Here is a 15,812-nt window from a genome sequence, read left to right as displayed (position 1 = left end):
TGATTATAATCGAACGGTTGAAATAAATTTAATGAAAGTAGGGTGAATGTCATGGTGATTCAATGGTATCCAGGGCATATGGCAAAAGCCAAAAGAGAAGTGACAGAACAACTTAAGAAAGTAGATGTGGTATTTGAACTTGTTGACGCACGTATACCGCATAGTTCAAGAAATCCAATGATTGATGATGTCATTAAACAAAAACCACGCGTAGTTATCTTAAATAAAAAAGATATGTCGAATTTAAATGAAATGCAAAAGTGGGAACATTTCTTTACTGATAAAGGTTTTTATCCTGTAGCAGTTGATGCGAAACATGGCAAAAATTTAAAAGGTGTAGAAAATGCTGCAATTGAAGCGACTAAAGAAAAGTTTGAGAAAGAAAAAGCGAAAGGACTTAAACCTAGAGCTATACGTGCCATGATTGTTGGTATACCTAATGTGGGAAAATCTACATTAATTAATAAGTTAGCTAAAAAAAACATTGCTCAAACAGGAAATAAGCCGGGAGTAACGAAACAACAACAATGGATTAAAGTAGGTAAAGCATTACAACTGCTAGATACGCCAGGTATTTTATGGCCCAAATTTGAAGATGAAACTGTAGGTAAAAAACTAAGCCTTACTGGTGCCATTAAAGATAGTATCGTGCACTTAGATGAAGTAGCAATATACGGTTTACAATTCTTAATTAAACATGATGTTGAAGGATTGAAGAATCATTACAATATTGATGTAGAAACTGATGCAGAAATTTTAGAATGGTTTGATGCTATTGGACGTCGACGTGGGTTATTACAAAAAGGAAATGAAGTCGATTACGAGGCTGTCATCGAATTGATTATTAATGATGTGCGTAATGCTAAAATTGGAACTTATTGTTTTGATATTTATTCAGAAATGAAAGGGGACTTAGATTATGCCTCAAACAATTAAAGAGATTAAAGCATTATTAGACACAATTGATTCAATTGAAGCACTTGAACAACATGAATTAATGAGTGATACAAGAAAAGGGGTACAGCAAAATATAGTACGACGTCGTAAACAGCTTTTAAAAAATCAAGAAACACAAGAACATTATCAACAAATGAATAAATATGAAAATGAAATATTAAAGGGCAATCCTAATGCTTTAATATGTGGGATTGATGAAGTAGGTCGTGGTCCACTTGCTGGGCCTGTTGTAGCTTGTGCAGTCATTTTAAATAAAGACCATCAATATTTAGGATTAGATGACTCAAAGAAAGTTTCAGCAACAAAGCGAAAAATACTTAACGAACAATTGAAAGAAGGCGTTTATGACTATGCTTACGGGATAGCAAGCGCTGAAGAAATTGATGAGTTCAATATTTACAACGCAACCAAATTAGCTATGGAACGTGCTATTAATCAATTAAAACAACAACCTAATCATTTACTTATTGATGCTATGACATTGGATAATGCAATGCCTCAAACTTCTATTATTAAAGGAGATGCTAAAAGTGTTTCTATTGCTGCTGCTAGTATCATGGCAAAAGAATATAGGGATGGTTTAATGGCGGAAGTAGCACTGAAATATCCTGGTTATGATTTTGAAAAAAATGTAGGATATGGCACTAAATCACACCTTCAAGGATTAAAACAATTAGGCATAACGCCATATCATCGTAAAACGTTTGAGCCTGTTAAATCAATGATATAATTAAAATAAAATTAAAATTATTTGAATTTAAAAACTATTGCAAAAAGTATAACACTTTCAGTTTACAAAAGCGCTTACATTTTCTATAATTAAAGTGAACTTAACCTAAGAAACAGGAGGATGGAAGATGAATATCCACGAGTATCAAGGTAAAGAAATATTTCGTGCTATGGGTGTAGCCGTTCCAGAAGGACGTGTAGCATTTACTGCTGAAGAAGCGGTGGAAAAGGCAAAAGAATTAAATTCAGATGTTTATGTAGTGAAAGCACAAATTCACGCTGGGGGTAGAGGTAAAGCAGGTGGAGTTAAAATTGCTAAATCACTGTCTGAAGTTGAAACTTATGCTAATGAATTATTAGGCAAGCAATTAGTAACGCATCAAACTGGACCTGAAGGTAAAGAAGTTAAACGCTTATATATCGAAGAAGGTTGTGATATTCAAAAAGAATATTATGTAGGCTTTGTCATTGATCGTGCTACTGATCGTATTACATTGATGGCTTCTGAAGAAGGTGGAACTGAAATTGAAGAAGTTGCAGCTAAAACGCCAGAAAAAATCTTTAAAGAAACAATCGATCCAGTGATAGGGTTATCACCATTCCAAGCACGTCGTATTGCATTCAATATTAATATTCCAAAAGAATCTGTAAATAAAGCAGCAAAATTCTTACTTTCTTTATATAATGTTTTTGTTGAAAAAGATTGTTCTATTGTTGAAATTAATCCACTTGTAACAACTGGTGATGGTGATGTTTTAGCTTTAGATGCAAAATTAAATTTTGATGATAATGCATTATTCAGACATAAAGATATTTTAGAGTTACGTGATTTAGAAGAAGAAGATCCAAAAGAAATTCAAGCATCTAAATATGATTTATCATATATTGCCTTAGATGGTGACATTGGTTGTATGGTTAATGGTGCCGGATTAGCCATGGCTACAATGGATACAATTAATCATTTCGGTGGTAATCCAGCTAACTTCCTAGACGTTGGTGGCGGTGCTACAAAAGAAAAAGTAACTGAAGCATTCAAAATCATCTTGGGTGATGATAATGTAAAAGGTATTTTTGTAAATATCTTCGGTGGAATTATGAAATGTGATGTGATTGCAGAAGGTATTGTAGCAGCAGTTAAAGAAGTCGAATTAACTTTACCTTTAGTTGTTCGTTTAGAAGGTACAAATGTTAAACGTGGTAAAGAGATTTTAAATGAATCCGGTCTAGCAATTGAACCAGCAGCAACAATGGCTGAAGGTGCACAACAAATTGTTAAACTTGTTAAAGAAGCGTAAGGAAAGGATGGGAACACTAAAATGGGTGTATTTATAGATAAGAATACTAAGGTAATGGTGCAAGGTATTACTGGGTCTACTGCCCTTTTCCATACAAAACAAATGCTTGATTATGGCACACAAATTGTCGCAGGGGTAACACCAGGTAAAGGTGGACAAGTGGTTGAAGGCGTGCCAGTGTATAATACAGTAGCTGAAGCTAAAAAAGAAACAGGTGCTAACGTATCAGTAGTATACGTACCAGCACCATTTGCTGCAGATTCAATTTTAGAAGCAGCTGATGCAGAATTAGATATGGTGATCTGTATTACTGAACATATTCCAGTTGTTGATATGATTAAAGTGAAACGTTATTTAGAGGATAGAAAAACACGTTTAGTTGGACCGAACTGTCCTGGTGTAATTACAGCAGATGAATGTAAAATTGGTATCATGCCAGGTTATATTCATAAAAAAGGACATGTAGGCGTTGTCTCTCGTTCTGGTACTTTAACATATGAAGCAGTACATCAACTAACTGAAGAAGGTATTGGTCAAACCACAGCAGTAGGTATCGGTGGGGACCCAGTTAACGGTACAAATTTTATCGATGTACTTAAAGCATTTAATGAAGATGAAGAAACAAAAGCTGTTGTTATGATTGGTGAAATCGGTGGTACTGCTGAAGAAGAAGCAGCTGAATGGGTCAAAGCAAACATGACTAAACCAGTTGTTGGTTTTGTTGGTGGACAAACAGCACCTCCAGGAAAACGTATGGGCCATGCAGGTGCAATCATCTCAGGTGGTAAAGGAACTGCTGCAGAAAAAATTAAAACGCTTAATGAATGTGGCGTTAAAACAGCAGATACACCATCAGAAATTGGTACAACACTAATTGAAGCTGCAAAAGAAGCAGGCATTTATGAAGAATTATTAACAGTGAAGTAGCAATGATGTAATTAATAATTGAATTCAAACTGTCAACAATTACTGAAATTTGTTGGCAGTTTTTCTTATATATATCGTAGATTACCAATATATTATAAATGACTGAACGCTCTATTTTTTTATGTTATGAAATCAAAAAGTATACATAATCTTTTAATATTATTACTCCTTACATTTATATATCAAATTTGTCTTATAAATGAAATTTTATTATTAATTATTCACGGTATAATAAATTAAAAGGAGACATTTATTTCATGAATGATTTTATTTTATTAAAAATGAGATGGATAGGGTATACGACCCAACATATTCATCATTTACTCAATGTATTTCCAAAATTTTTCAATGTTAATGAACATGTTCAATTTGAAATGATTAATGAATGGGAATCTCTATATTTAAAAAAGAAGCGTTTTACTCAATTAGAAGAGATTTCGTACGATTACATTCAAACTCAACTTTCTAGATCTCAGGTTAACTATGTTACTTCATTTTCTTCTCAATATCCTCCATTGCTTAAAACTATTTACGACTATCCTTTTATATTATTTTATCGTGGAAATATACATTTATTATCATCTACGTATACTTTAGGTGTTGTAGGTTCACGTGAGGCCACACATTATTCTAAGTGTGCACTAGATTATCTATTTCCTCACTTTATAAATATTCCACTATCAATTCCCTGAAAGAAATCGTCTGATAAGCGGGCTGTCTCGTGGTGTATTAATTACTGAAGCTAAAATTAAAAGTGGTAGTCAAATTACAATAGATTGTGCTTTAGATCAAAATAGAAATATTTATGTATTGCCTGGATCGATGTTTAACCCTTTGACAAAAGGAAATTTATTACGTGCTCAAGAAGGTGCAATGATTGTTTCAGAAGCAGAAGATATATTATATGATTATCGTTTTTTAAACAATTAAATATATATATATTTAATTGTGAAAATTCAAAGGATAGTTCATAAAAAAATATCTATATTGGATTAAAATATTGACAAAAACAAAATTAACCGTTTATCATTTATCTTTAGTAATTGAAAAAGCAAGGGGGAATTCACTTTGGCAGATAATTTAGTCATCGTTGAGTCGCCTGCAAAAGCGAAAACCATTGAAAAATATTTAGGTAAACGATATAAAGTTATTGCTTCTATGGGACACGTACGTGATTTACCAAGAAGTCAAATGGGTGTAGACGTAGAAGATAACTATGAACCAAAATATATAACTATTCGAGGGAAAGGTCCCGTTGTTAAAGATTTAAAAAAATATGCGAAAAAAGCTAAAAAAGTTTTCTTAGCTAGTGACCCTGACCGCGAAGGTGAAGCGATTGCTTGGCATTTATCAAAAATTTTAGAACTTGAAGAATCAAAAGAAAACAGAGTAGTATTTAATGAAATCACTAAGGATGCAGTAAAAGAAAGTTTTAAACATCCTCGTGGTATCGAAATGAATTTAGTTGATGCACAACAAGCGCGTCGTATTTTAGATAGACTTGTAGGTTATAATATTTCTCCAGTACTGTGGAAGAAAGTAAAAAAAGGATTGTCAGCTGGTCGAGTACAATCAGTTGCTTTGAGATTAGTCATTGACCGTGAAAATGAAATCCGTAATTTTAAACCAGAAGAATATTGGTCAATTGAAGGAGAATTTAGATATAAAAAATCGAAGTTCACTGCTAAATTCTTACATTACAAAAACAAACCATATAAATTAAAAACAAAAAAAGATGTTGAAAAAATTACATCCGAATTAAATGGTGATGCATTTGAAATCACTAATGTAAATAAAAAAGAAAAAACAAGATACCCTGCAAATCCATTTACAACGTCTACGTTACAACAAGAAGCAGCACGTAAACTTAATTTTAAAGCACGTAAGACTATGATGCTAGCACAGCAATTATATGAAGGCGTCGATTTGAAACGACAAGGTACAGTTGGATTAATCACATATATGAGAACGGATTCAACACGAATCTCACAAACTGCTAAAGATGAAGCAAAATCATATATTGAAGAGAAGTATGGTACTGAGTATACTTCAAACCGTAAAACAAAAGGTAAACAAGGGGATCAAGATGCCCATGAAGCTATTCGTCCAACAAGTACATTACGTACACCAGATGAAATGAAAGCTTATTTAACACGTGATCAACATCGCTTGTATAAATTAATTTGGGAACGTTTTGTAGCAAGTCAAATGGCTCCTGCACTTTTAGATACTGTGGCTTTAGATGTAACACAAAATGACATTAAATTTAGAGCAAATGGACAAACAATCAAATTTAAAGGCTTTATGACATTATATGTTGAAGCAAAAGATGACAAAGATAATGATAAAGAAAATAAATTGCCAAAATTAAATCAAGGTGATAAAGTAACTGCAACACAAATTGAACCGGCACAACATTTCACTCAACCACCTCCAAGATACACAGAAGCACGATTAGTTAAGACATTAGAAGAATTAAAAATTGGTAGACCTTCAACATATGCTCCAACGATTGACACAATTCAAAAACGTAATTATGTTAAACTTGAAAGTAAACGTTTTGTACCAACTGAACTAGGAGAAATCGTGTATGAGCAAGTGAAGGATTACTTCCCAGAAATTATTGATGTTGAATTTACAGTTAATATGGAAACCTTGCTCGATAAAATTGCAGAAGGTGATATCGGTTGGAGAAAAGTTATCGATAATTTCTATGGTAGTTTTAAATTAGATGTTGCGCGGGCAGAGGAAGAAATGGAAAAAGTTGAAATTAAAGATGAACCAGCCGGCGAAGATTGCGAAGTATGTGGAGCCCCTATGGTAATAAAAATGGGACGTTATGGTAAATTTATGGCGTGCTCGAATTTCCCAGATTGTCGAAATACAAAAGCTATTGTTAAAACTATTGGTGTCACTTGTCCAAAATGCAAAGATGGCGATGTAGTTGAGAGAAAATCCAAGAAAAATAGACTATTTTATGGTTGTTCGAATTATCCAGAGTGTGACTTTATTTCTTGGGATAAACCAATAGGAAGAGATTGTCCAAAATGTAATCATTACTTGATGGAGCATAAAAAAGGACGTAGTTCTCAAGTAATTTGTTCTAATTGTGATTATAAAGAAGAAGTACAAAAATAGAATTTTTATTAAAGGAGAATGCATATGAGTCAAACTGTTAATGTTATAGGCGCAGGATTAGCTGGTTCAGAAGCAGCTTATCAATTAGCAGAACGTGGTATTAAAGTGAATTTAATCGAAATGCGACCTGTTAAACAAACGCCTGCCCATCATACAGATAAATTTGCTGAGTTAGTATGTTCTAATTCACTACGTGGTAACGCATTAACAAATGGTGTTGGTGTGCTTAAAGAAGAAATGCGACGTTTAGATTCATTAATCATCGCAGCAGCTGATAAAGCTAGAGTTCCAGCTGGTGGTGCATTAGCAGTAGATAGACATGACTTTGCTGGTTATATTACAGATACATTGAAAAATCATCCTAATGTAACTGTTTTGAATAAAGAAATTCACAGTATTCCAGAAGGACATACAATCATTGCAACAGGACCGTTAACAACTGAAAATTTAGCTAAAGAAATTGTAGAAATTACAGGTAAAGATCAACTATATTTTTACGATGCAGCAGCTCCAATCATTGAAAAAGATTCAATTGATATGGATAAAGTCTATTTGAAATCACGCTATGATAAAGGTGAAGCAGCATATTTAAACTGCCCTATGACTGAAGAAGAATTCAATCGTTTTTATGATGCGGTATTAGAAGCTGAAGTTGCACCGGTAAATGAATTTGAAAAAGAAAAATATTTTGAAGGATGTATGCCATTTGAAGTGATGGCTGGTAGAGGTCGTAAAACATTACTATTTGGTCCAATGAAACCTGTAGGATTAGAAGACCCTAAAACTGGTAAACGTCCATATGCAGTAGTGCAATTACGTCAAGATGACGCGGCTGGTACGCTTTATAATATTGTTGGATTCCAAACACATTTAAAATGGGGCGCTCAAAAAGAAGTCATTCAATTAATTCCAGGTTTAGAAAATGTTGATATTGTGAGATATGGTGTGATGCATAGAAATACCTTCATCAATTCACCTGATGTTTTAAATGAAAAATATGAATTAATTAATAATGATAGAATTCAATTTGCAGGACAAATGACAGGTGTGGAAGGATATGTTGAAAGTGCAGCAAGTGGCCTTGTAGCAGGTATCAATTTAGCGCATAAGTTACTTGGGAAAGGAGAAGTGATTTTCCCAAGAGAAACAATGATAGGGAGTATGGCTTATTATATTTCTCATGCTAAAAATGAAAAAAACTTCCAACCGATGAATGCTAACTTTGGTTTATTGCCATCACTTGATCGCCGCATTAAAGATAAAAAAGAACGTTATGAAGCACAAGCATATCGTGCTCTAGACTATCTAGAAAATTTCAAAAAAACGTTATAGATTTAAATTATTCATAAATTCTCAAAAGATTTTGAATTCTATAGCTAATTATTTTAGTCCCCCTCAGTTTATATGCTACAATGCATATGATGGAGGGGATTTTTAGTGGAAGAAATCCAAAAGAAATTTTTGAATATGCTTAAAGTTGAAAGAAATTTCTCCGACCATACATTAAAAGCGTATCATGACGATTTAGCTCAATTTAATCAGTTTTTAGAACAAGAACTGTTAAATTTAAGAACGTTTGAATATAAAGATGCAAGAAATTATCTAAGTTATTTATATTCCAATAATTTGAAACGTACTACTGTATCAAGAAAAATATCAACATTAAGAACATTTTATGAGTTTTGGATGACTCAAGATACATCAGTAAATAATCCTTTTATACAACTTGTACATCCTAAGAAAGAGCAATATCTTCCTCAATTTTTTTATGAAGAAGAGATGGAAGCATTATTTAATACTGTTTCAAACGATGCAAAAAAAGGATTAAGAGATAGAGTAGTAATTGAATTATTATATGCAACAGGCATTCGTGTTTCAGAACTTGTGAATATAAAGGTTATGGATTTAGATATGAATCTTCCAGGGGTAAAGGTATTGGGTAAAGGAAATAAAGAACGATTTGTGCCTTTTGGAGAGTTTTGTAGACAAAGTATTGAACAATATTTAGAAAAATTCAAACCACTTAAAAGTAAAAGTCATCCTTATTTAATTGTTAATATGAAAGGTGATCCTATTACTGAGAGAGGTGTTAGATATCTTCTCAATGATGTAGTTGAACGTACAGCGGGGGTAACAGAAATTCATCCTCATAAATTAAGACATACATTTGCTACACATTTATTGAATCAAGGTGCAGACCTAAGAACAGTTCAATCTTTATTAGGACACGTTAACCTTTCTACAACTGGTAAGTATACACATGTATCTAATCAACAATTGCGCAAAGTGTATTTAAGTGCACACCCTCGAGCAAAAAAGGAGAGTAAATAAATGAGTAAGACATCATTACATGCTACAACGATATATGCTGTAAGACACAATGGAGAAGCGGCAATGGCTGGAGACGGCCAAGTTACACTTGGTGAACAAGTAATTATGAAGCAAACAGCTAGAAAAGTAAGACGCTTATACGAAGGTAAAGTGTTAGCAGGATTTGCAGGAAGCGTAGCCGATGCATTTACATTATTTGAAAAATTTGAAACTAAATTACAACAATTTAGCGGTAATTTAGAACGCGCTGCTGTAGAACTTGCTCAAGAATGGCGTGGAGATAAGCAATTACGTCAACTGGAAGCCATGCTTATCGTAATGGATAAAGATGGTATTTTAGTGGTAAGTGGTACAGGTGAAGTCATTGCGCCTGACGATGATTTAATCGCTATTGGTTCAGGAGGAAACTACGCATTAAGTGCAGGAAGAGCGCTTAAACGTCATGCTTCACATATGACTGCGAAAGAAATGGCATATGAAAGCTTAAAAGTCGCTTCAGATATTTGTGTATTTACAAATGATAATATTATTGTTGAGACTTTATAAATAACATATATAAACAAAACGGAAATGAATTGATATGGACATACATTAAGGTGGAGGTAATAGTAAATGGATACAAACGGTATAAAATTAACACCTAAAGATATCGTATCTAAATTGGACGAATATATTGTAGGTCAAGAAGATGCAAAACGTAAAGTAGCAATCGCGTTAAGAAATAGATACAGAAGAAGTCTTCTTAGCGAAGAAACTAAGCAAGAAATTGCGCCCAAAAATATTTTAATGATTGGCCCAACTGGTGTAGGTAAAACAGAAATTGCACGTCGTATGGCAAAAATCGTAGGTGCACCATTCATTAAAGTGGAAGCTACAAAATTCACTGAAGTTGGATATGTTGGACGTGATGTAGAAAGTATGGTTAGAGACTTGGTGGACGTGTCTGTAAGACTCGTAAAAGAGCAAAAGAAATCATTAGTTAAAGATGAAGCAACACAAAAAGCTAATGAAAAATTAGTAAAATTACTTGTTCCTAGTATGAAGAAAAAAGCAGCTCAAAATAATAATCCACTTGAATCTCTTTTAGGTGGTGCTATTCCTAATTTTAATCAGAATGACGAGGAAGAAGAAGCACCTACAGAAGAAATCAAAACAAAACGTTCAGAAATAAGACAACAACTTTTAGCAGGCAAGCTAGAAGAAGAAAAAGTTAGAATCAAAGTTGAACAAGACCCTGGTGCATTAGGAATGTTAGGCACGAGTCAAAATCAACAAATGCAAGATATGATGAATCAATTGATGCCTAAACGAAAAGTAGAAAGAGAAGTACCAGTAAAAATAGCACGTAAAATTCTTACTGATGATTTTGCAGATGAATTAATTGATCAAGAAACTGCTAATCAAGAAGCTTTAGAAATAGCAGAACAAATGGGAATTATCTTTATCGATGAGATTGATAAAGTCGCTACAAACAATTCTAATAGTGGTCAAGATGTATCAAGACAAGGTGTTCAAAGAGATATATTACCAATCCTTGAAGGTAGCATGATTCAAACTAAGTATGGTACTGTAAATACTGAGCACATGCTATTTATTGGTGCTGGCGCTTTCCATGTTTCTAAACCAAGTGACTTGATTCCTGAGTTACAAGGGCGTTTTCCAATTCGAGTTGAACTTGAAAGCTTAACAGTTAATGATTTCTATAGAATATTGACTGAACCTAAGTTATCTCTTATAAAGCAGTATGAAGCACTGTTAAAAACTGAAGAAGTTACTGTCAACTTCTCTGACGAAGCGATAACACGATTAGCTGAAATGGCATATCAAGTGAATCAAGATACAGACAATATTGGTGCACGTCGATTACACACTATTTTAGAAAAAATGTTAGAAGATTTATCTTTTGAAGCACCAAATATGCCAAATGCAGTAGTAGATATAACACCACAGTATGTTGATGATAAGTTGAAATCTATTTCAACAAACAAAGATTTAAGTGCATTTATTTTATAATATAAATAAAGGAGAAATTTTATGAGCTTATTATCTAAAACTAGAGAATTAAATACATTATTACAAAAACATAAAGGCATTGCGGTAGACTTTAAAGATGTTGCTCAGACTATTAGTAATGTAACTGTTACAAATGTCTTCATCGTTTCTCGTAGAGGTAAAATTTTAGGGTCAAGTTTAAATGAACTTTTAAAGAGTGAACGAATTAGTAATATGTTGACTGAAAGTAAACATATTCCAAGTGAATACACTGAACTACTTATGCAAGTTCAACAAACTAAAGCGAATATTGATATTGATTCAGACTTGACAGTATTCCCTCCAGAACACAGAGAAGTATTTATTAATAGTAGAACAACTATCTTCCCGATTTTAGGGGGAGGCGAACGCTTAGGTACACTGATTCTAGGACGAGTTAAAGATGACTTTAATGAAAATGATTTAGTGCTTGGCGAATACGCTGCAACTGTTATTGGTATGGAAATATTACGTGAGAAACATAATGAAGTTGAGAAAGAAGCCCGTGATAAAGCTGCTATTACAATGGCAATCAATTCATTATCTTATTCTGAAAAAGAAGCGATTGAACATATTTTTGAGGAACTTGGTGGCAATGAAGGTCTATTAATTGCATCTAAAGTAGCAGATAGAGTAGGTATTACACGTTCTGTAATTGTAAATGCGTTACGTAAATTAGAAAGTGCTGGTGTAATAGAATCACGATCGCTTGGCATGAAAGGTACATTTATCAAAGTTAAAAAAGAAAAATTCTTAGATGAACTTAATCGAAGTGAATAAATTATTTTTAAAACTACTATCTATTAAAATTAAGATAGTAGTTTTTTTATTTTACGCAGTCAAAAAATGTTGCGTAATGATTCTATATATGATATTATTATTGACGGCTATAAAGCCAATACACACGTAGTGAATGTAAATATAAAGGGTGCAGTCTTAAGTATTGTCTTTATATTAGTTTACTATGGAGGTAATTAACCAATAGGAGGAATTTAACATGGCAGTAATTTCAATGAAACAATTACTAGAAGCCGGTGTTCACTTCGGTCACCAAACACGCCGTTGGAACCCAAAAATGAAAAAATATATCTTTACTGAAAGAAATGGTATTTATATCATTGACTTACAAAAAACAGTAAAAAAAGTTGAAGAAGCTTATAACTTCTTAAAACAAGTATCTGAAGATGGCGGTAAAGTCTTATTCGTAGGTACTAAAAAACAAGCACAAGAATCAGTTAAAGCTGAAGCAGAACGTGCTGGTCAATTCTACGTTAACCAAAGATGGTTAGGTGGAATCTTAACTAATTATAAAACAATCTCAAAACGTATTAAACGTATTTCTGAAATTGAAAAAATGGAAGAAGACGGTTTATTTGACGTTTTACCTAAAAAAGAAGTTGTTGAACTTAAAAAAGAATATGACCGTTTAATCAAATTCTTAGGCGGTATTCGTGATATGAAATCTATGCCTCAAGCATTATTCGTAGTTGACCCTCGTAAAGAGCGCAATGCGATTGCTGAAGCACGTAAATTAAATATCCCTATCGTTGGTATCGTTGACACTAACTGTGATCCTGATGAAATCGACTATGTTATCCCAGCGAATGATGATGCTATTCGTGCCGTTAAATTATTAACTGGTAAAATGGCTGACGCTGTCTTAGAAGGTCAACAAGGTATTTCAAACGATGAAGTAGCTGCAGAACAAAACATCGATTTAGATGAAAGTGAAGAAACTCAAAAAGCAGAATCAACTGAAGAAAATACTACTGTTGAATCAAACTAAGATATAGTTTAAATGGGTGATAAGATGTAATGCTTATCGCCCTTTTTTTAAAATATTTATTTAAAACGGATAGTAAATTGGATATAAATATAAAGGATAAATATTCAATTATGCTTTTAAATCGTATTTTATTTTTAAAATAACCTTAATTAAAAAAATTATTAATAAATTGTAATAGAGTATTGGAAATAATAGTACCTTTAATGGTAATATTTAAATATCATCTATTATTACAATTAGACATATTGGAGGAATAATTAATGGCAATTTCAGCAAAACTTGTTAAAGAATTACGTGAAAGAACTGGCGCAGGTATGATGGATTGTAAAAAAGCGCTAACTGAAACTGATGGAGATATCGACAAAGCAATCGACTACTTACGTGAAAAAGGTATCGCTAAAGCAGCTAAAAAAGCTGATCGAATCGCTGCTGAAGGTTTAGTACATGTAGAAGTAAAAGGTAATGAAGCAGCAATCGTTGAAATTAACTCTGAAACTGATTTCGTTGCTCGAAACGAAGGATTCCAAGAATTAGTTAAAGAAATTGCTAATCAAATCCTTGAAAGTAAAGCTGAAACAGTAGAAGCTTTATTAGAAACTAAATTATCAAGTGGTCAAACAGTTGATGAAAGAATGAAAGAAGCTATCTCAACTATCGGTGAAAAATTAAGCATTCGTCGTTTTGCAATTAGAACTAAAACTGATAACGATGCTTTTGGTGCATACTTACACATGGGTGGACGTATCGGTGTATTAACTGTAGTTGAAGGATCTACTGATGAAGAAGCTGCTAAAGATGTAGCAATGCATATCGCTGCAATTAACCCTAAATATGTTTCTTCAGATCAAGTAAGTGATGAAGAAATTAATCACGAAAGAGAAGTATTAAAACAACAAGCGTTAAATGAAGGTAAACCTGAAAAAATCGTTGAAAAAATGGTTGAAGGTCGTTTACGTAAATATCTTCAAGAAATTTGTGCAGTTGATCAAAACTTTGTTAAAGATCCAGATCAAACAGTTGAAGCTTTCTTAAAATCTAAAGGCGGTAAATTAGCTGACTTCGTACGTTATGAAGTAGGCGAAGGTATGGAAAAACGCGAAGAAAACTTTGCTGATGAAGTTAAAGGTCAAATGAAATAATTTGTTCACATTATTCTAACAAGAAAGAAGACACCTTTAAGGATTCTATATAATAAAATTCTTTTATTATAGAAGACCATTAGTGTCTTCTTTACTTGTATATATTACATATCATTAATCATAGAGAGGAAAAAATAATGGCGCATACTTCTAAATATAAACGTGTAGTACTGAAACTTAGTGGTGAAGCACTTGCAGGTGAAAAAGGTTTTGGTATCAATCCTATCATCATTAAAAGTGTAGCAAAACAAGTCGCTGAAGTAGCTAAAATGAATTGTGAAATAGCGGTTATCGTTGGTGGCGGTAATATTTGGAGAGGTAAAACAGGTAGCGATTTAGGCATGGACCGTGGTACAGCTGATTATATGGGCATGCTTGCTACTGTAATGAATGCATTGGCATTACAAGATAGTTTAGAGCAATTAGATTGTGATACACGAGTATTAACTTCAATTGAAATGAAACAGGTTGCTGAGCCTTATATTCGTCGTCGTGCAATTAGACATTTAGAGAAAAAACGCGTAGTTATTTTTGCAGCTGGTATTGGTAATCCATACTTCTCTACTGACACAACTGCAGCACTACGTGCAGCTGAAGTAGAGGCCGATGTCATTTTAATGGGTAAAAATAATGTTGATGGTGTGTATTCTGCCGATCCAAAAATTGATAAAAATGCTGTGAAATATGATCATCTAACACATATTCAAATGTTACAAGAAGGCCTGCAAGTTATGGATTCAACTGCTTCTTCATTCTGTATGGATAATAACATTCCATTAAATGTATTCTCTATTATGGAAGAAGGCAATATTAAACGTGCCGTTATGGGCGAAAAAATTGGTACATTAATTACTAAATAATTAGAGGTGTAAATGTATGAGTGAGATAATTCAAGATACAAAATCTAGAATGAAAAAATCAATTGAAAATTTATCACGTGAATTAGCTAATATTAGTGCGGGTAGAGCGAATTCTAATTTATTAAATGGAGTAAATGTTGATTATTATGGTGCGCCAACACCAGTTCAACAGTTAGCGAGTATAAACGTGCCTGAAGCACGCTTACTTGTCATTTCTCCATATGATAAAACATCTGTAGCTGATATTGAAAAAGCGATTATTGCTGCTAATCTAGGTGTGAACCCTACTAGTGACGGTGAAGTTATTCGTATCACTGTTCCTGCTTTAACTGAAGAACGCCGTAAAGAATTAGTTAAAAATGTTAAAAAAATCGGTGAAGATTCAAAAGTTTCAATCCGTAATATTCGTCGTGATATCAATGATCAATTGAAAAAAGACGAAAAAAATGGAGACATTACTGAAGATGATTTAAGAAGCCAAACAGAAGATGTTCAAAAAGTAACAGACAATTCAATTAAAGAAATTGATAATTTAGTTGATGAAAAAGAAAAAGATATTATGTCTGTTTAATATTTCATCATACTCTTCTATGACAAGATTATAAATTGTTTTAGTCTA

14 protein-coding genes and 1 pseudogene are annotated in these 15,812 nt (G+C 33.0%); all 15 read left to right on the top strand.

Annotation, left to right across the window (positions count from 1 at the left end; translation table 11 throughout):
• Positions 1-51 precede the first annotated feature (51 nt).
• Positions 52-936: a ribosome biogenesis GTPase YlqF gene (gene ylqF / locus NST64_RS07480; RefSeq protein ID WP_107632506.1), complete on the top strand. Its 885-nt coding sequence runs from the start codon at positions 52-54 to the stop codon at positions 934-936.
• The gene (locus NST64_RS07475) at positions 920-1,687 is read left to right on the top strand and encodes a ribonuclease HII (RefSeq protein WP_107632507.1); all 768 of its coding nucleotides are present in this window, start codon (positions 920-922) and stop codon (positions 1,685-1,687) included. Before ylqF ends, NST64_RS07475 begins: the two co-directional genes overlap by 17 nt.
• Positions 1,688-1,814: 127 nt before the next feature.
• A complete protein-coding gene (gene sucC / locus NST64_RS07470; RefSeq protein ID WP_002448800.1) occupies positions 1,815-2,981 on the top strand; it encodes an ADP-forming succinate--CoA ligase subunit beta in 1,167 nt (388 codons plus the stop codon).
• Between the two features lie 21 nt (positions 2,982-3,002).
• Entirely contained in the window at positions 3,003-3,908 is a 906-nt protein-coding gene (gene sucD, locus NST64_RS07465) for a succinate--CoA ligase subunit alpha (protein WP_002448725.1), read from the top strand.
• A 257-nt stretch (positions 3,909-4,165) separates the two neighbouring features.
• Positions 4,166-4,838, top strand: a pseudogene (locus tag NST64_RS07460) (DNA-processing protein DprA).
• A 138-nt stretch (positions 4,839-4,976) separates the two neighbouring features.
• Entirely contained in the window at positions 4,977-7,046 is a 2,070-nt protein-coding gene (topA, locus tag NST64_RS07455) for a type I DNA topoisomerase (protein ID WP_107632279.1), read from the top strand.
• A gap of 24 nt (positions 7,047-7,070) precedes the next feature.
• Complete coding sequence (gene trmFO, locus NST64_RS07450; RefSeq protein ID WP_002448834.1) at positions 7,071-8,378, top strand: FADH(2)-oxidizing methylenetetrahydrofolate--tRNA-(uracil(54)-C(5))-methyltransferase TrmFO; 1,308 nt, start codon at positions 7,071-7,073, stop codon at positions 8,376-8,378.
• A 105-nt stretch (positions 8,379-8,483) separates the two neighbouring features.
• Entirely contained in the window at positions 8,484-9,377 is an 894-nt protein-coding gene (gene xerC / locus NST64_RS07445) for a tyrosine recombinase XerC (RefSeq protein WP_002448815.1), read from the top strand.
• Positions 9,378-9,923 carry an ATP-dependent protease subunit HslV gene (gene hslV, locus NST64_RS07440; RefSeq protein ID WP_002448739.1) on the top strand — a complete coding sequence of 182 codons (546 nt, stop codon included), beginning with the start codon at positions 9,378-9,380 and terminating at the stop codon, positions 9,921-9,923.
• A gap of 66 nt (positions 9,924-9,989) precedes the next feature.
• Positions 9,990-11,390: an ATP-dependent protease ATPase subunit HslU gene (hslU, locus tag NST64_RS07435; RefSeq protein ID WP_077700433.1), complete on the top strand. Its 1,401-nt coding sequence runs from the start codon at positions 9,990-9,992 to the stop codon at positions 11,388-11,390.
• Between the two features lie 21 nt (positions 11,391-11,411).
• On the top strand, positions 11,412-12,188 hold the full coding sequence (gene codY, locus NST64_RS07430) for a GTP-sensing pleiotropic transcriptional regulator CodY (RefSeq protein WP_002448767.1): 777 nt from the start codon (positions 11,412-11,414) through the stop codon (positions 12,186-12,188).
• 217 nt (positions 12,189-12,405) lie between these two features.
• Positions 12,406-13,194: a 30S ribosomal protein S2 gene (rpsB, locus tag NST64_RS07425; protein WP_002448842.1), complete on the top strand. Its 789-nt coding sequence runs from the start codon at positions 12,406-12,408 to the stop codon at positions 13,192-13,194.
• 260 nt (positions 13,195-13,454) lie between these two features.
• Positions 13,455-14,333 (top strand): translation elongation factor Ts, encoded by an 879-nt coding sequence (gene tsf, locus NST64_RS07420; RefSeq protein ID WP_002448836.1) that lies wholly within the window; start codon positions 13,455-13,457, stop codon positions 14,331-14,333.
• A gap of 137 nt (positions 14,334-14,470) precedes the next feature.
• A complete protein-coding gene (gene pyrH, locus NST64_RS07415; protein ID WP_002448742.1) occupies positions 14,471-15,193 on the top strand; it encodes a UMP kinase in 723 nt (240 codons plus the stop codon).
• Positions 15,194-15,209: 16 nt separating this feature from the next.
• Positions 15,210-15,764: a ribosome recycling factor gene (gene frr / locus NST64_RS07410; protein ID WP_002448791.1), complete on the top strand. Its 555-nt coding sequence runs from the start codon at positions 15,210-15,212 to the stop codon at positions 15,762-15,764.
• Positions 15,765-15,812 lie beyond the last annotated feature (48 nt).

The sequence above is a fragment of the Staphylococcus sp. FSL W8-1268 genome, assembly GCF_038003965.1.
In the GTDB taxonomy this organism is placed as follows: Bacteria; Bacillota; Bacilli; order Staphylococcales; family Staphylococcaceae; genus Staphylococcus; species Staphylococcus hominis.
The sequence above is the reverse complement of the archived record's forward strand: the minus strand, read 5'-3'. Positions and strand labels throughout refer to the sequence as shown.

Coding starts and splice junctions, on each gene's coding strand:
- ylqF (WP_107632506.1), top strand. CDS start 52: ATGGTGATTCAATGGTATCCAGGGCATATGGCAAAAGCCAAAAGAGAA.
- NST64_RS07475 (WP_107632507.1), top strand. CDS start 920: ATGCCTCAAACAATTAAAGAGATTAAAGCATTATTAGACACAATTGAT.
- sucC (WP_002448800.1), top strand. CDS start 1,815: ATGAATATCCACGAGTATCAAGGTAAAGAAATATTTCGTGCTATGGGT.
- sucD (WP_002448725.1), top strand. CDS start 3,003: ATGGGTGTATTTATAGATAAGAATACTAAGGTAATGGTGCAAGGTATT.
- trmFO (WP_002448834.1), top strand. CDS start 7,071: ATGAGTCAAACTGTTAATGTTATAGGCGCAGGATTAGCTGGTTCAGAA.
- hslV (WP_002448739.1), top strand. CDS start 9,378: ATGAGTAAGACATCATTACATGCTACAACGATATATGCTGTAAGACAC.
- hslU (WP_077700433.1), top strand. CDS start 9,990: ATGGATACAAACGGTATAAAATTAACACCTAAAGATATCGTATCTAAA.
- codY (WP_002448767.1), top strand. CDS start 11,412: ATGAGCTTATTATCTAAAACTAGAGAATTAAATACATTATTACAAAAA.
- rpsB (WP_002448842.1), top strand. CDS start 12,406: ATGGCAGTAATTTCAATGAAACAATTACTAGAAGCCGGTGTTCACTTC.
- tsf (WP_002448836.1), top strand. CDS start 13,455: ATGGCAATTTCAGCAAAACTTGTTAAAGAATTACGTGAAAGAACTGGC.
- pyrH (WP_002448742.1), top strand. CDS start 14,471: ATGGCGCATACTTCTAAATATAAACGTGTAGTACTGAAACTTAGTGGT.
- frr (WP_002448791.1), top strand. CDS start 15,210: ATGAGTGAGATAATTCAAGATACAAAATCTAGAATGAAAAAATCAATT.